Source organism: Roseateles sp., from assembly GCF_039595595.1.
In the GTDB taxonomy this organism is placed as follows: domain Bacteria; phylum Pseudomonadota; class Gammaproteobacteria; order Burkholderiales; family Burkholderiaceae_C; genus Roseateles.
The window spans coordinates 331,061-345,001 of the sequence record NZ_JBCNLG010000002.1 but is presented as its reverse complement, the minus strand read 5'-3'; the positions used below and the strand labels follow the sequence as shown (position 1 = coordinate 345,001).

General features: G+C 69.4%; 18 protein-coding genes. 11 read left to right on the top strand and 7 right to left on the bottom strand.

All coding sequences use genetic code 11. From position 1 onward, the window contains the following. Positions 1-2: 2 nt before the first annotated feature. Genes ABDW61_RS04355 through ABDW61_RS04335 form a run of 5 tightly spaced genes read right to left on the bottom strand, consistent with a single transcriptional unit; the run spans position 3 to position 3,338 of the window. Positions 3-605 (bottom strand): hypothetical protein, encoded by a 603-nt coding sequence (locus tag ABDW61_RS04355; RefSeq protein WP_343636557.1) that lies wholly within the window; start codon positions 603-605, stop codon positions 3-5. A gap of 43 nt (positions 606-648) precedes the next feature. Then, a complete protein-coding gene (locus ABDW61_RS04350; protein WP_343636555.1) occupies positions 649-1,851 on the bottom strand; it encodes a PilW family protein in 1,203 nt (400 codons plus the stop codon). A gap of 1 nt (position 1,852) precedes the next feature. Beyond that, a complete protein-coding gene (locus tag ABDW61_RS04345) occupies positions 1,853-2,254 on the bottom strand; it encodes a prepilin-type N-terminal cleavage/methylation domain-containing protein (protein ID WP_343636553.1) in 402 nt (133 codons plus the stop codon). Then, on the bottom strand, positions 2,251-2,871 hold the full coding sequence (locus ABDW61_RS04340; RefSeq protein WP_343636551.1) for a GspH/FimT family pseudopilin: 621 nt from the start codon (positions 2,869-2,871) through the stop codon (positions 2,251-2,253). Before ABDW61_RS04340 ends, ABDW61_RS04345 begins: the two co-directional genes overlap by 4 nt. Beyond that, entirely contained in the window at positions 2,865-3,338 is a 474-nt protein-coding gene (locus ABDW61_RS04335; RefSeq protein WP_343636549.1) for a type IV pilin protein, read from the bottom strand. Before ABDW61_RS04335 ends, ABDW61_RS04340 begins: the two co-directional genes overlap by 7 nt. Positions 3,339-3,618: 280 nt before the next feature. Here ABDW61_RS04335 and ABDW61_RS04330 point away from each other — a divergent pair, with 280 nt between their 5' ends. From ABDW61_RS04330 to ABDW61_RS04305, 6 genes are all read left to right on the top strand, one after another. Next, positions 3,619-4,461: an ABC transporter ATP-binding protein gene (locus tag ABDW61_RS04330; RefSeq protein WP_343636547.1), complete on the top strand. Its 843-nt coding sequence runs from the start codon at positions 3,619-3,621 to the stop codon at positions 4,459-4,461. Next, positions 4,458-5,237, top strand: coding sequence for a lipid asymmetry maintenance ABC transporter permease subunit MlaE (gene mlaE, locus ABDW61_RS04325; RefSeq protein WP_343636545.1), 780 nt, complete (start codon positions 4,458-4,460; stop codon positions 5,235-5,237). The genes ABDW61_RS04330 and mlaE overlap by 4 nt, the downstream gene beginning before the upstream one ends. A gap of 59 nt (positions 5,238-5,296) precedes the next feature. Next, positions 5,297-5,785 carry an outer membrane lipid asymmetry maintenance protein MlaD gene (mlaD, locus tag ABDW61_RS04320; RefSeq protein ID WP_343636543.1) on the top strand — a complete coding sequence of 163 codons (489 nt, stop codon included), beginning with the start codon at positions 5,297-5,299 and terminating at the stop codon, positions 5,783-5,785. Continuing rightward, entirely contained in the window at positions 5,782-6,822 is a 1,041-nt protein-coding gene (locus ABDW61_RS04315) for a VacJ family lipoprotein (protein ID WP_343636541.1), read from the top strand. The genes mlaD and ABDW61_RS04315 overlap by 4 nt, the downstream gene beginning before the upstream one ends. A gap of 104 nt (positions 6,823-6,926) precedes the next feature. After that, entirely contained in the window at positions 6,927-7,571 is a 645-nt protein-coding gene (locus ABDW61_RS04310; RefSeq protein ID WP_343636539.1) for an ABC transporter substrate-binding protein, read from the top strand. A gap of 4 nt (positions 7,572-7,575) precedes the next feature. After that, a complete protein-coding gene (locus ABDW61_RS04305; RefSeq protein ID WP_343636537.1) occupies positions 7,576-7,890 on the top strand; it encodes an STAS domain-containing protein in 315 nt (104 codons plus the stop codon). A gap of 67 nt (positions 7,891-7,957) precedes the next feature. On the opposite strand, the gene ABDW61_RS04300 is transcribed toward ABDW61_RS04305, so the two are convergent. Further along, complete coding sequence (locus tag ABDW61_RS04300; protein WP_343636535.1) at positions 7,958-8,593, bottom strand: cistern family PEP-CTERM protein; 636 nt, start codon at positions 8,591-8,593, stop codon at positions 7,958-7,960. A gap of 176 nt (positions 8,594-8,769) precedes the next feature. Continuing rightward, complete coding sequence (locus tag ABDW61_RS04295) at positions 8,770-8,919, bottom strand: hypothetical protein (RefSeq protein ID WP_343636534.1); 150 nt, start codon at positions 8,917-8,919, stop codon at positions 8,770-8,772. Here ABDW61_RS04295 and ABDW61_RS04290 point away from each other — a divergent pair. From ABDW61_RS04290 to ABDW61_RS04270, 5 genes are read left to right on the top strand one after another with little or no spacing between them, the layout of a single operon-like run. Next, the gene (locus tag ABDW61_RS04290) at positions 8,918-9,880 is read left to right on the top strand and encodes an ABC transporter permease (RefSeq protein WP_343636532.1); all 963 of its coding nucleotides are present in this window, start codon (positions 8,918-8,920) and stop codon (positions 9,878-9,880) included. The genes ABDW61_RS04295 and ABDW61_RS04290 overlap by 2 nt on opposite strands. Continuing rightward, positions 9,877-10,686, top strand: a complete 810-nt coding sequence (locus tag ABDW61_RS04285) for an ABC transporter permease (protein ID WP_343636530.1) — start codon at positions 9,877-9,879, stop codon at positions 10,684-10,686. Before ABDW61_RS04290 ends, ABDW61_RS04285 begins: the two co-directional genes overlap by 4 nt. Beyond that, positions 10,683-11,636, top strand: a complete 954-nt coding sequence (locus tag ABDW61_RS04280) for an ABC transporter ATP-binding protein (protein WP_343636528.1) — start codon at positions 10,683-10,685, stop codon at positions 11,634-11,636. The genes ABDW61_RS04285 and ABDW61_RS04280 overlap by 4 nt, the downstream gene beginning before the upstream one ends. Further along, entirely contained in the window at positions 11,633-12,382 is a 750-nt protein-coding gene (locus ABDW61_RS04275) for an ATP-binding cassette domain-containing protein (RefSeq protein ID WP_343636526.1), read from the top strand. Before ABDW61_RS04280 ends, ABDW61_RS04275 begins: the two co-directional genes overlap by 4 nt. Before the next feature lie 9 nt (positions 12,383-12,391). Next, positions 12,392-13,903, top strand: coding sequence for an ABC transporter substrate-binding protein (locus ABDW61_RS04270; protein WP_343636524.1), 1,512 nt, complete (start codon positions 12,392-12,394; stop codon positions 13,901-13,903). Positions 13,904-13,941 lie beyond the last annotated feature (38 nt).

Sequence of the window (13,941 nt, the reverse complement as noted above, 5' to 3'; positions counted from 1 at the left end):
CCTCAATTGCTGAACGTCGCCTGGTAGAAGGACTGCGAGCCACGCGGCCCGTCGACGCGCACCGTGACGCGGAACAGCGGCTTGGGCGGGCGCTTCACGTCCTTGGGGCCTTTGACGCCCTGGGTGTCGGTCGAGGCGGTCTGACAGTTGGTGGGGCTGACCGGGCCAGCGGCCTGGCACATGCGGTCGATGACGTAATAGAGCTTGAGCTGCGGGATGTTGGTCGAGCTCTCGCCGCTCTGAGCGGTGGTCAGGTCGATCACGTTGGCGGCGGAGCCATAGCCGCCGACCGCGCCGGGGTCGCTCGTATCCAGCAACACTTGCGGAATGCCTTCCGGCGTCGACGACAGCATCACCGCGCTGTAGTTGATCGACGGGTTGTTGGCGTCGGGCGCGCCGAGGGCGGTCAGCGTGTCCAAGGCCTTGCGCATCGCGCGGTCGGCCTGGTTGGCCATGTCGCGCTTGAAGCCGAAGTTGCCGACGTTGGTCAGCGACGAATTCATCGAGCGGATCGTCGCGATCGCGCCGATCATCAGGATCACCAGCGTGATCAGCGCGATCACCATGATCACGCCGCGTTCGCGGCGGTAGAGGGAAGGGGTCATGGTCGTTCGTAGGAGTGAGCGGACGGGCATGTCGACTCCCGGTTCAAGGGGGCGGCGGCCGGCCGCTGCTGGCGATCGCGTTGCGCAGCGGGATCGTGAACTCGAGCACCCGATGGCGGCGCATGCGGTCGGCCACGCGGTAGGTGACCTGCTGGGCGGCCGGCAGGCTGGGGAACATCGCCAGCGTGGCGGGGGCGACGGGGACGTCCTGCCCGTTCGTGGACTCGCGCAGTTCCGAGCGCAGGACCATGCTGACCTTGATGGCGAGGATGCGGGCCATCGTGGCCTGCGCAACCCCGGTGCCATTGCTGAGCGCGGCGCTGCCGAAGGTGGTCCCGGTGGGCTCGACCCAGGCGTCGACCGTGCCGTCGGCGGTCGCGGTGTTGTCCACGCCGTAGCGCACGCGCATGTCGACCACGCCATCGGTCAGCGGCACCGGGGTCTCGTTGTCGCCGTTGGTGAAGCGCAGCAGGTCGTAGCGCACCAGCTGATTGCTGCTGTTCACGCCCAGCAGCATCAGCTTGGGCGGATTGCCGTTGGCGGCGTTGCCCAGCACGGCCGCATTCGCGGTGGCTCCGGTGGAGCGGTCCAGCAGCGATTGCACGCCGATGCTGGACGAGTAGTACGCGCCCGCCAGATCCACTTGCTGAGAGGAGCCGCCCACGTAATTGGCGCTGACCTGGGCCAGCATGCAGGGGCGGGCGTTCTCGGTCACCAGCAGCAGGTCGTTGCCGCGGATGCCCACCGTCGTGGTCAGACGCAAACTGTTCGCCTGCACGCTGTTCTGGCGCACCTGGGATGCGGTTTCGCCGATGCCGCCCGTGCCGGTGATCACCTGCAGCACGTCCGAACCGCCATTGCCAGCGCCGGCGAAGACGAGCACCGGCAGCATGCGCACGGTCTGGTCGACCGTGGAGAACGGTGCGGGAAACGCGGCCGGCGACGGCAGGATCTGCGCGCCGCCCTTGGTGGCGAACAGGGCGCAGCCGAAGGTCTCCTGACGATTGACCGCGGTGAAACCCGAGCCGGCGCTGCGCACCTGGCGGTCGAAGTCGTAGGCCAGGTAGCCGGAGTTGGTGGACATGTCCGAGGTGGTCGTGTCCTGGCGCTTGCCGATTTCGAACTGGGCCGACACCTTGGTCATGGCGACGATGACGATCAGCGCGATCACGACCGAGACCATCAGCTCGATCAGCGAGAAGCCGCGTGCCGCTGCGGGCCGGCTGGAGGGGAGGTGCTGCTTCATGTCAGTTGGTCAGCCGGACGTCGGTGAAGTAGCGGCGCGGCGCGCCGTCGGGCGGCGTCCAGGTGATGGTGATGCGCGCGACATTGTTGGCGACGCTGATCGCGCCGGCGCCCGAAGGCAGCCCCATGTTGGTCGCGTCGGCGACGCGGGCGTTCCAGGCCGTGACCGTGGCCGCTGGCAGCGAGACGGTGCCCGACAGCCACATCTCGCTGGCGATCTCGTTGGCCAGCACGGCCGCGCGCTGGCTGTCGTCGGTGGCCAGGGTGGCCTGGGACGCGCGCGCCATCAGCGCCATCAGGCCGAGCAGGCCCACCGTCATGATGACGATGGCGCACAGCACCTCGATCAGCGTCATGCCGCGCGCGCGGCGCCGCCCGGGGCGGCGGTCGGGGATCGGAGTCATGAGGTGGGCGTCTGGTTGATTTCAGGGCATCCGTCCGGCACGGAATCCGACAGCTGGCGGGTCGATTCGCAGGAACGGACCGTGCCACCCAGCGTCAGCCAGACCTGGAGCTTGCGCAGGTTGCTGGTGGTGGTGTTCGGGGCGAAGCCATAGATGATCCGGCCGTTGGTGCCGCTGGAACAGGCCACGCCGACACCGGTCTCGGTGCTGGTGAGCTGGAGCGGGCGGCCGTTGGCGCCGAAGCACACGGCCGTGGGGCCGGACACGGTGAAGTTCTCGACGTTGTCCAGCATCACGCCGCACTGCGCGGCGGTGGCTGTGCCGCCCGTCACCAGCGGGAGGATCTTGACGACCCAGCGCATGCCGGCGGGATCGGCGGTGGAATTGGCGGAGCAGGTGGTGTCCGAGGTGCGATAGAACACGACCTGCCGGAAGCTGCGCACCGCTTCGGCCTGTGCCAGCTTGAGCGAGGCCTGCAGCGCCCCGGCGCTGTTGCGCATCTGGGCATTCGCGGTCCAGGTGCGCAGGCCCGGGACGGCCAGCGCCGTTCCCAGCGCGATGATGGCGACGACGATGAGCAGTTCGATCAGCGTCACGCCGCGGCTGCGGGTCAGCATGTGTCGCCCTTGCGCGTGATCCACTTCGACGTGCAGTTCCAGCCGTTGGGGGCCGCGCCGGGACCCGTGGTGCTTCTGACGTCCGCCTGCGTGACGGTATAGGTGAATCCGGCGGTGTTGCCGGAGCCCACGGCCTGGATGGTGTAGGTGTTGGCGGTGAGCGTCGGGCAACTGAGCGTGAAGGTGCCCGCCGCCGAGAGGTTGGAACAGGGACTGGTGGCCACACCGGCGACCGTCTGATAGGTGCGGAAGTCCTGGTAGTAGCGCTCCAGGTTGGCTCGGGTCAGGGTCAGCGCGGTGACCGCGTCCGTCAGTTGACCGCGAAGCACATAGCTGCGGTACGCCGGCAGCGCGATCGCCGCCAGGATCCCGATGATGGCCACGACCACCATCAATTCGATCAGCGTGAAGCCTCGCAGCGCGAGGTGGCGGCCCAGCCGCGAACGGTTCCCGGAAATCCCAGACATGTTGTGCTCCTTGTTGCGCAAATTATCGGTAGCCGCACACGGAAGGCGAGTCCGCTCGTCGTGCCTCGCGTCCCGCCCGTCTCGCGGCGGTTCCCGTTCGTGACCTTCATCACGGATGAGAGGTTCGATTACAAACTCCGCCGTCAATCCCCCTTTGCCGGGCTGTCGCGTATCGCCACCCCGCCCCAGAGGACCTCCGGCATCAATTCGGGCTTTACCCTATGATCCCGGCTCCCGGACGCCTGCCGCCCGGCTTCGTCCCGGATCCAAGCGCTAGGAAATGGCATTCACTGATCCCAATTCATCCAATAACGTCCGTCCGCTGATTGAAGTGAAGGATGTGACCGTCGGCTATGGCGATCGGGTCATCCTGAAGAATGTCAACGTGACGTTGCCGCGCGGCAAGGTGATGGCCCTGATCGGGTCGTCCGGCGGCGGCAAGACGACGCTGCTGCGGCTGCTGACCCGGCAGCTGCGGCCCCAGTCGGGGCAGGTGCTGTTCGACGGGCAGGACCTGGCGCCCATGGACCAGACCCAGCTCTACGCCCAGCGGCGCCGGATGGGCATGCTGTTCCAGTTCGGCGCGCTGTTCACCGACCTGAGCGTGTTCGAGAACGTCGCCTTCCCGCTGCGCGAGCACACCCGGCTGTCCGAGCCGATGATCCGCGACCTGGTCCTGATGAAGCTCAACGCCGTCGGCCTGCGCGGCGCCCGCGACCTGATGCCCAACGAGGTCTCCGGCGGCATGGCGCGCCGCGTCGCGCTGGCGCGCGCGATCGCGCTGGACCCGGACCTGGTGCTCTATGACGAGCCTTTCGCCGGCCTCGATCCGATCTCGCTGGGCGTCACCGCGCGCCTGATCCGCGACCTCAACGACGCGCTGGGCCTGACCAGCGTGATCGTGTCGCACGACATCCATGAGACCTTCGGCATCGCCGACCACGTGGTGATGGTGGCCAATGGCGGTGTCGTCGCCCAGGGCACGCCGGACGAACTGCGCCACAGCACCGACCCGCTGGTGCATCAGTTCGTCAATGCCGAATCCGACGGCCCGGTACGCTTCCACCAGCCCGCCAAGCCGGTGCGCGAGGACTTCGGCCTGCCCGAGGAGGCGTCCGCATGATCGGTCTGGCTACCTCGATCGGGCGCGGTCTGCGTCTGAAGCTTGTCGACTGGGGCTGGTCGGCCCGCCTGCTGGGCGCGCTGCTGCTGCACCTGGGCGCCTGCCTGCGCCGCTTCGCGCTGGTGCGCGAGCAGATCTATTTCCTGGGCAACCGCTCGCTGTCCATCATCGGCGTGTCAGGGCTGTTCGTCGGCTTCGTGCTGGCGCTGCAGGGCTACTACACGCTGCAGCGCTACGGCTCGGCCGAGGCGGTCGGCCTGCTGGTCGCGCTGAGTCTGGTGCGGGAACTGGGCCCGGTGGTGGCGGCGCTGCTGTTCGCCGGCCGCGCCGGCACCTCGCTGACCGCCGAGATCGGCCTGATGAAGGCCGGCGAGCAGCTCAGCGCCATGGAGATGATGGCGGTCGACCCGGTGCAGCGCGTGCTCGCGCCGCGCTTCTGGGCCGGCTTCATCGCGATGCCGCTGCTGGCGGCGGTGTTCTCGGCGGTGGGCATCCTGGGCGGCTGGCTGGTGGCGGTGCCGCTGATCGGCATCGACGCGGGCTCGTTCTGGTCGCAGATGCAAGGCGGCGTGGACGTGTTCAAGGACGTCGGCAACGGCTTCGTCAAGAGCGTCGTGTTCGGCATCACCGTCAGCTTCGTGGCGCTGCTGCAGGGCTACGCCTGCAAGCCCACGCCCGAGGGCGTGTCGCAGGCGACCACCCGGACCGTGGTGCTGTCCTCGCTCGCGGTGCTGGGCCTGGACTTCATCCTGACCGCCATGATGTTTTCGATCTGACGCGCGGCGCCGATCGATGACATGACAACTGAAATCAAGAGAACCCTCGGAGTTGCCTGATGCAATCCTCTCGTTATGACGCGCTGGTCGGCTTCTTCGTCCTGCTGGGCGGCGCGGCGCTGCTGTTCCTGGCGCTGAAGGCCGGCAACCTGCTGACGCTGAACTTCCAGGACACGTACACCGTCACGGCCAAGTTCGACAACATCGGCGGCCTGAAGCCGGGCGCCGCGGTCAAGAGCGCGGGCGTCGTGGTCGGCCGGGTGGGCGCGATCTCGTTCGACGACAAGAGCTTCCAGGCCCGCGTCATCCTGAAGATGAACGAAGGCGTGGCCTTCCCCAAGGACAGCTCGGCCAAGATCCTCACGTCCGGCCTGCTGGGCGAGCAGTACATCGGCCTGGAGCCGGGCGCGGCGGAAAAGAATCTCGCCACGGGCGACATCATCACGCAGACCCAGTCGGCGGTGGTGCTGGAGAACCTGATCGGCCAGTTCCTCTATAACAAGGCAGCCGACGCCTCCGCGGCGCCGGCCTCGGGAGAAAAACAATGACCACCACCACGACGGCCGGGGCACGGGTCCCGTCCGATCTCGCCGCCGCGCTGCTGAGCGCGGCCCTGCTGGGCGCTTCGCTGCCCGCGCTGGCGCAAGCCGGACAGGCGCTCGAACAGGACCTGGTTCGCGTCGATGCCGCGGTCTCTGCCGTGGAGACGGCGATCGTCCGCGCGGCCGGAGAGGGCGGCGAACTCCGCGAAGCACGCGAATCCGCCGATGGCGAACAGGCCGCCGCCGCCGCCGAGGACCAGGCGTCGCCGCCCGCTTCCGCCGCGTCCGCGGCCGAGCCCGCCGCCGCAGGCCAGGCCGGAGCGGCCGCCGCTGCCGCCGACGAGACGCCCGCGCCCGGACCGCGGGTGCGCAACCGTCTGGACCCGTGGGAGAACTGGAACCGCAAGGTCTTCAACTTCAACGAGAAGCTGGACGAGCACGTGCTGCGCCCCGTCGCCACCGCCTACTCGGACCTGGTGCCTCAGCCGGCGCGCCAGGCGGTGGACAACTTCTTCGGCAACTTCTCCGATGCCTGGTCGGCGATCAACCTGTTCCTGCAGGGCCGCTTCAAGAACGGCGCGACGCAGACGATGCGGGTGGCCGTCAACTCGGTGTTCGGCATCGCCGGCCTGATCGACATCGCCACGCCCGCCGGCCTGGAGAAGACCTCCGAGGACCTGGGCCGCACGCTCGGCTACTGGGGTGTCAAGACCGGGCCCTACATCGTGTGGCCGTTGCTGGGCCCGTCGTCGCTGCGCGATTCGGTGACGCTGCCGGTCAATGTCTACTACTCGCCGGCCTATCTCTTCGACGATGGCGAATACAAGTTCGCGATCACCGCGCTGCAGGTGATCAATACGCGGGCCAACCTGCTGCGCGTGACCGACATGCTGGATGGGATCGCGCTGGACAAGTACACCTTCGTGCGCGATGCCTACCTGCAGCGCCGCAACGTCAAGACGCACAAGGAACAGGAAGAAGAGGATGACTACGAGGTCATCTCGCCCGACGAGAAACCCGTCAATCCGCAGAGCGACCGCTGACGGCGGCTACAACCGGTAACGCCCCTCGGGACGTCCGGTGAACCGGCACCGGACTTGCCGCGTTGCGGATGGGTCCGTGTCATGAAGAGAGAGAAAGGACAACCATGAATGCCACCAAACGACTGCTGCTGAAGGCGGTCCTGTCGATCGCGGCACTGAGCCCGCTGGCCACCTTCGCCGCCGACGGCTCCGCGCCCGACCAACTGATCCGTCAGCTGTCGATCGAGACGCTGGACGCCGTCAAGAGCGACAAGGCGATCCAGGGCGGTGACGTCAACAAGATCATGCAGCTCGTCGATACCAAGGTCATGCCGCATGTGGACTTCCAGCGCATCACCGCGACGGCGGTGGGCCGCTTCTGGCGCCAGGCCACGCCGGAGCAGAAGCAGCGTCTGCAGGATGAGTTCAAGACGCTGCTGGTGCGCACCTACGCGGGCGCGCTGACGCAGGTCCGCGACCAGACCATCGCGATGAAGCCGATGCGCGCGGCGCCGGAAGACACGGAAGTCATCGTGCGCACGGAGATCCGCGGCAAGGGCGATCCGATCCAGCTGGACTACCGCCTGGAGAAGACCGACGCTGGCTGGAAGATCTACGACGTGAACGTGCTGGGCATCTGGCTGGCTGATCAATACAAGAACAGCTTTGCGCAGGAGATCAACGCCAAGGGCATCGACGGCCTGATCAAGTCGCTGGCCGAGCGCAATGCGCGTCCGGCAACGGCCGCCTCGGCGCCGAAGAAGGGCTGATGCGATGCTGAAGCTGCCGCAGCGGCTGCGCCTGGACAACCTGCCCGAGGAATGGGCACGGCTCGAGAGCACGCTGCGCGCCGAGCTGGCGCAGGTCGGCAATGCGGCCGGCCGCAGCGTGAGCCTCGATGCGAGCGGGCTGAACGACTTCGACTCGGCGGCGCTGAGCCTGCTGCTGAGCGCGCTGCGGCTGTGCGGCCAGGACGGCTGGCAGTTGACGCTGCTTCAGGCGCCGCGCGCGCTGCGGGAACTGGCGCGGGTCTATGCGCTGGAACATCTGTTCTGGCCAGACGCGCAAGTCCCCGCCGAAGCCGCCTGAGCGCGCTCGCGCGTGCGCTAAAAGCCGCCTTCGGGCGGCTTTTCCCTTTCCGGATGAGGTCGCCGCTTCAGCGCACAGCGCGCTGGAGCACGCGGCGCGACAAGCCCGCAGCCAAGGCAGCGACACCGATGAGCAGCAGCGCGTTCGGTTCCGGCACGTCGCCGCCGCCACCGGCCCCACCGCCACCACCTCCTCCCCCGCAACCGGCCGTGCTGGCGACGCAGCCGGCGAATTCAATCGAATTGCCCTTGGTGCCGACGCCCTGGAACTTGATCGAGTAGGGGCTGATGAAGCTGATCCCGCTCGTCATGAAGTTGTGGGTCGCGTCGGTGGTCAGCGTCAGGTTGAACGACGATGTCGCGTTCATGCCGATGCCGCCGTTGATCGAGCCGCCCGCGCAGTTGTTCCCGGTCATCACGCACAGGTCGATGTTCTGGAAGGACGGGAAGTTGGTGTCGAGTTCCGCGCCCCAGGCGGCGGTGTTCGTGCTGGCGCCATTGAGCGTCGGCGACACCGCCGTGATGCCGAAGGCCATCAGCACGTTCTGGCCGGGACCGAAAGACGTGTTGTTGACGATGGCGGCGAAGGTGGCGCTGGTGGCGGTCCAGTTGGTCAGTGTCAACTTGACCGACGCCTGCAGCGTCGCCCCGTCCTGGGAGCCGGAGAACAACAGCGTCGCCGTATCGGTCGGGGCGTTGAACATCACCGCGGCGGCTTGCGCCTGACTGCAGAGGGCGAGCGCGGCAGCGGCTGCGACCCAACGAATCCGGATTGGCTTCATGATTCACCCCTTTCCGAGCGATTCACGTGGCTGCTTGTTCTCCCTGTGCCGGGGGTTACGCATAACTCGGGCCAGTTCAGCAAGTGCTTGATTTGCCGTCACATCTGATAAAGACGGTAATTCATCTGTAAAAAATGGCGACAACGTCCGGCATGCTGATTGCCGTGCGCGTTGCCGGTGGTCATGGGGGCCAGCAGACCCTCGACGGAATCCCGGCGCGCGGGCGCCTCTATGATCCCGGCCGCCATGAAAGACCTGTCCAAGCGCCTTGCCGTGCTGCTGCTGACCTTGCTGGTGGCCTCGGCGCTGATCTTCGGCGCGCTGGAATGGCTGCCTGGCAACGCGGCTCAATTGATCATGGGCCCCGAGGCGCCGCCCGAGGCCGTCGCCACGCTGGCGCGCCAACTGGGGCTCGATCAACCGGCCTGGCATCGCTACCTGGCGTGGCTGGCCGGCCTGATGCGCGGCGACATGGGTCTGTCCTACGCCTACGGCGCGCCGGTGGCCGACCTGATCCTGGAGCGCCTGGCGCTGACCTTGCCGCTGGCGCTGCTGGCGATGGCGCTCACCGTCGTGGTGGCCTTGACCGCCGGGTGGTGGGCTGCGAGCCAGCACGGCCGCGCGGGCGATCACCTCGTCATGGGCGCGACGCAGCTTGGGCTGGCCGTGCCGAGTTTCTGGCTCGGGATGCTGCTGGTGCTGGTCTTCGCGGTGAAGCTGCAATGGGTCGACGCGGGCGGCTTCCCGGGCTGGCGCGAAGACGTCGGCGGCGGCCTGTGGCCCGGGCTACGCGCGCTGCTGCTGCCGGCGATCGCGCTGGCGCTGGTGCAGGCGGCGATCCTGGCGCGGATCGCGCGCTCGGCGATGCTCGACATCGCCCGCGAGGACTTCATGCGCAGCGCCCGCGCCAAGGGCCTGTCGCGCCGCGCCGCGCTCTGGCGCCACGGACTGCGCCACGCCGCGATTCCGCTGCTGACGCTGGGCGGGCTTCAGTTCGCCAACCTGCTGGCCGGGACCATCGTCATTGAAAACGTCTTCACGCTCCCTGGGCTGGGCCGGTTGATGGCGCAGGCGATCGCCAACCGCGATCTGATCGTCGTGCGCAACGGGGTGATGGGATTGGCGGCGCTGGTACTGGTGCTCAACTTCACGATCGACCTGCTGCATGGCTGGATCGATCCCCGTCTGCGCGCGAGGGCCGAACCATGAGGCGCGCCGCCTTCGTCGCGGGCGCCGTGCTGACGGCGTTGCTGCTGCTCTCGGCGCTGCTGTCGCTGGCCTGGACGCCCTGGCCGCCCGAGCAGATCGACATGGCTCGCCGCCTCGCGCCGCCGAGCCTGGCGCATTGGCTGGGCTGCGACCAGTTGGGCCGGGACGTCTTCAGCCGCCTGATGGCGGGCGCGCGCAGCGCCTGGCTGGTGGGCGTGGTTGCCGTGGGCATCGGGCTGATCGCCGGGACCGCGCTGGGCCTGCTCGCCGCCGCGCGGCGCGGCTGGGTCGAAGCGCTGGTGCTGCGCGGCGCCGATCTCGGCTACGCCTTTCCCGCGCTGCTGCTGGCCATCCTGCTCGCGGCGGCGCTCGGTCCCGGCATGAGCGTCGCGATGGCGGCGATCGGCCTGCATGCGGTGCCGTCGTTCGCCCGGCTGGTCAATGGCAGCGCCAAGAGCTGGTGGGCGCGCGATTTCGTGCTCGCCGCGCGGGTGGCGGGCCAAGGCCTGCTGTCGATCACGCTGAGGCATGTGCTGCCGCAGCTGCTGCCCTTGCTGGTGGTGCAGGGCACGACCAGCTTCGCGCTGGCCATCCTGGCCGAAGCCGGGCTGTCCTACCTCGGCCTCGGGACCCAGCCGCCGCAGGCGAGCTGGGGCCGCCTGCTGGCCGAGGCGCAGACGCTGATGTTCGAGGCGCCCCAGCTCGCCCTCGCGCCGGGTGTCGCGATCACGCTGGCGGTGCTGGGGCTGAACCTGCTCGGCGACGGCCTGCGCGACCGGCTCGATCCGAAGGAGCAAGCCCGATGAGCGCGCCGCTGCTCGAGCTCCGTGATCTGCATGTGCGCCTGACCGCGCCCGGCGGCGCAAGGCTGCATGCGCTGCGCGGCCTGGATCTGACGCTGGCCCGGGGCGAGAGCCTCGCGCTGATCGGCGAATCCGGCAGCGGCAAGACGCTCACCGCGCTGGCCGTGATGGGGCTGCTGCCCGAGGGGGCGGAGGTCTCCGGCCGCGTCGCGCTCGAGGGACGCGACCTGCTCGCGCTGGACGACGACGCTTGGTGCGCCGTGCGTGGCCGCCGTGTCGCGATGGTGTTCCAGGAGCCGCTCACCGCCTTGAATCCGCTGCAGCGCGTGCTGGCCCAGGTGATGGAGCCGATCCGCATCCACCGGCTCGCGCCCGATCGCGACAGCGCCCGCCAGCGCGCGATGGCGCTGCTCGCGCGGGTGGGCCTGGACGAGCGCCAGGCGCGCGCCTATCCGCATCAGCTCTCCGGCGGCCAGCGCCAGCGCGCGCTGATCGCGATGGCGCTGGCCGGCGAGCCCGATCTGCTGATCGCCGACGAGCCGACCACGGCGCTGGATGCGCGGCTGCGCGTGCAGGTGCTGGACCTGCTGCGCGAGCTGGTGGCGGAGCGCGGCATGGCGCTGCTGCTGATCTCGCATGACCTGGCGCTGACCGCGCGGCGCGTCGATCGGCTGTTGATCCTGTACGGTGGCCGTGCCATGGAGGAGGGCCGCGCCGCCGAGCTGCTCCAGCATCCGCGCCATCCGTACACGCAGGCGCTGTGGGCGGCGCGTCCCCGGCTCGGCGCCGGACGCGACCAGCCGCTGCATCCGCTCAAGGGCAACGTGCCGTCGCTGAAGCAGCTTGGCGCGGGTTGCCCCTTCGCGCCGCGATGCCCGCTCGCCACCGCGCGCTGCGCCGCCGAGCCGCCCCCGTTCCACCGCCAGCTCGCCTGCTGGGAGGTGTCGCCATGAGCGCCGCCCCGCTGCTGCAGGTGCAGGGGCTGGGCCAGCGCTACGGCGGCCGCAGCGTGCTGCGCGACATCTCGTTCACGCTGCCGGCGGGCGAATCGCTCGGCGTCATCGGCGAATCGGGCGCCGGCAAGAGCACGCTGGCGCGGCTCCTCATGGCGCTGGAGCGGCCGCATCGCGGCAGCGTGCGGTGGTCCGGCGAAGACGTCCACGCCATGCCCGCGCGCGCGCGCCGCGCGCTGCGTCCGCAGGTGCAGATGGTGTTCCAGGATCCGTACGGCTCGCTCGATCCGCGCTGGCGCGTCGGGCGCAGCGTCATCGAGCCGCTGGCCGCGCTGCCGATGACCGGCGCCGAGCGCCAGACGCGTCTGGCCGAGGTGCTGGCCGCGGTCGGCCTCGAGGCCGATGCCGCGCTGCGCTTTCCGCATCAGTTCTCAGGCGGGCAGCGGCAGCGGCTTGCGATCGCTCGGGCACTGTCGACGCGGCCGCGGCTGATCGTCGCCGACGAGCCGCTGTCGGCGCTGGACGTCTCGGTGCAGGCGCAGATCCTGGCGCTGCTGCGCGAGTTGCAGCGGCGTGAGGGCATCAGCCTGGTCGTCGTCAGCCACGACCTGCCGGCCATCGAGGTGCTGTGCGACCACGCGCTGGTGCTGCGCGGCGGCGAGGCCGTCGAGCAGGGGCCGGCCGCGCGGGTGCTGGGCGAACCGCATCATCCCTACACGCAGGACCTGCTGGCCGCTTTGGCATGATCGGCGCCCATGGACAAGACCCTGGACCGACGCCGCTTCCACCTGCTCTCGCTCGGCGCCGCCGGCGCGACGCTGGGCACCGCGCTGCCCGTCTTCGCGCAGGGCAACGCGGCGCGGCCGCTGGTGCTCGGCATGACGCTGGAGCCGCCCGGCCTGGACCCGACTGCGGGCGCCGCTGCCGCGATCGGCGAGATCGTGCTCTACAACGTGATGGAGCCGCTGACCAAGGTGGCCGAGGACGGCAGCGCGCAGCCGCTGCTGGCGCTGCGCTGGACCGGGTCGGCGGACCAGAAGATCTGGACCTTCGCGCTGCGGCCGAACGTGCGCTTCCACAACGGCGAGCCCTTCGACGCCAAGGCGGTGAAGTTCAGCTTCGAGCGCGCCGCCGCGCCGGACAGCCTGAACAAGGATCGCCGCGTGTTCGAGAACATCGCCGCGATCGCCACGCCCGATCCGCTGAGCGTCGTGCTCACGCTGAAGCATCCGGAGCCTGAGCTGCCGGCGCTGCTGGCGCAGTCGACCGCCGTGATCGTGGAGCCGCGCAGCGCCGCCGGCAACGCGCAGACGCCGGTGGGCACGGGGCCTTACCGCGTCGCGCAGTGGCAGCGCGGCGCGAGCCTCTCGCTCGCGGCCTGGCCGGCCTTCCGCGACGCCGCGTCGATCAGGATCGCGCGCGTGCAGTTCCGCTTCATCAGCGAGCCGGCGGCGCAGGTCGCGGCACTGCTGGCGGGCGATGTCGACGTCTTCCCGCGTGTGGCCGCGGCCCGCGCGCTCGCGCAGTTCAAGGCGCAGCCCCGGCGCTTCCAGGTGATCACCGCGTCCTCGCGCGCGAAGACCATCCTGGCGATCAACCACCAGCGCGCGCCGCTGGGCGACGCGCGCGTGCGCCGCGCCATCGCGATGGCGATCGACCGCAAGGCCGTCATCCAGGCCAGCGCCGATGGCTACGGCGTGCCGATCGGCAGCTTTGTCACGCCGGACACGCCGGGCTACGTCGACTGCACCGCGATCAATGCCCACAACCCGGCGGCGGCCAAGGCGCTGCTGGCCGAGGCCAAGGCCACCGGGCTGACGCTGTCGCTGAAGCTGCCGCCGGTGCCTTATGCGCGCCAGGGTGGCGAGCTGATCGCGGCGCAGCTGGCGGCGGTCGGCATCACGGCGCGCATCGAGCAGATCGAGTGGGCGCAGTGGCTCTCCAGCGTCTACGGCAGCAAGGCGTATGACCTGACGGTGATCTCGCATGTCGAGCCGCACGACTTCGGCAACCTGGCGCGGCCCGATTACTACTGGGGCTATCGCAGCCCGGCCTTCAGCGCGCTGTATGCGCGGCTGCAGGCCGCGGCCGATCCGGCCGAACGCGCGAAGCTGTTCGGCCAGGCGCAGCGCCTGGTCGCGCAGGACGCGGTCGCCGCCTTCCTGTACCAGCCGCAATGGATCACGATCGCGCGCGCGGGCCTGCAAGGGCTGTGGACGAAGACGCCGCTGTTCGCCAATGACCTCTCGGTGATGCGCTGGGCCTGAAGCCCGTCCATGCCCCCTGATGCGGGGACGGCGCGGCG

Excerpts from the sequence above, each read along its gene's own strand:
- ABDW61_RS04355 (WP_343636557.1), bottom strand. The coding sequence starts at position 605 with ATGACCCCTTCCCTCTACCGCCGCGAACGCGGCGTGATCATGGTGATC.
- ABDW61_RS04350 (WP_343636555.1), bottom strand. The coding sequence starts at position 1,851 with ATGAAGCAGCACCTCCCCTCCAGCCGGCCCGCAGCGGCACGCGGCTTC.
- ABDW61_RS04345 (WP_343636553.1), bottom strand. The coding sequence starts at position 2,254 with ATGACTCCGATCCCCGACCGCCGCCCCGGGCGGCGCCGCGCGCGCGGC.
- ABDW61_RS04340 (WP_343636551.1), bottom strand. The coding sequence starts at position 2,871 with ATGCTGACCCGCAGCCGCGGCGTGACGCTGATCGAACTGCTCATCGTC.
- ABDW61_RS04335 (WP_343636549.1), bottom strand. The coding sequence starts at position 3,338 with ATGTCTGGGATTTCCGGGAACCGTTCGCGGCTGGGCCGCCACCTCGCG.
- ABDW61_RS04330 (WP_343636547.1), top strand. The coding sequence starts at position 3,619 with ATGGCATTCACTGATCCCAATTCATCCAATAACGTCCGTCCGCTGATT.
- mlaE (WP_343636545.1), top strand. The coding sequence starts at position 4,458 with ATGATCGGTCTGGCTACCTCGATCGGGCGCGGTCTGCGTCTGAAGCTT.
- mlaD (WP_343636543.1), top strand. The coding sequence starts at position 5,297 with ATGCAATCCTCTCGTTATGACGCGCTGGTCGGCTTCTTCGTCCTGCTG.
- ABDW61_RS04315 (WP_343636541.1), top strand. The coding sequence starts at position 5,782 with ATGACCACCACCACGACGGCCGGGGCACGGGTCCCGTCCGATCTCGCC.
- ABDW61_RS04310 (WP_343636539.1), top strand. The coding sequence starts at position 6,927 with ATGAATGCCACCAAACGACTGCTGCTGAAGGCGGTCCTGTCGATCGCG.
- ABDW61_RS04305 (WP_343636537.1), top strand. The coding sequence starts at position 7,576 with ATGCTGAAGCTGCCGCAGCGGCTGCGCCTGGACAACCTGCCCGAGGAA.
- ABDW61_RS04300 (WP_343636535.1), bottom strand. The coding sequence starts at position 8,593 with ATGTTCAACGCCCCGACCGATACGGCGACGCTGTTGTTCTCCGGCTCC.
- ABDW61_RS04290 (WP_343636532.1), top strand. The coding sequence starts at position 8,918 with ATGAAAGACCTGTCCAAGCGCCTTGCCGTGCTGCTGCTGACCTTGCTG.
- ABDW61_RS04295 (WP_343636534.1), bottom strand. The coding sequence starts at position 8,919 with ATGGCGGCCGGGATCATAGAGGCGCCCGCGCGCCGGGATTCCGTCGAG.
- ABDW61_RS04285 (WP_343636530.1), top strand. The coding sequence starts at position 9,877 with ATGAGGCGCGCCGCCTTCGTCGCGGGCGCCGTGCTGACGGCGTTGCTG.
- ABDW61_RS04280 (WP_343636528.1), top strand. The coding sequence starts at position 10,683 with ATGAGCGCGCCGCTGCTCGAGCTCCGTGATCTGCATGTGCGCCTGACC.
- ABDW61_RS04275 (WP_343636526.1), top strand. The coding sequence starts at position 11,633 with ATGAGCGCCGCCCCGCTGCTGCAGGTGCAGGGGCTGGGCCAGCGCTAC.
- ABDW61_RS04270 (WP_343636524.1), top strand. The coding sequence starts at position 12,392 with ATGGACAAGACCCTGGACCGACGCCGCTTCCACCTGCTCTCGCTCGGC.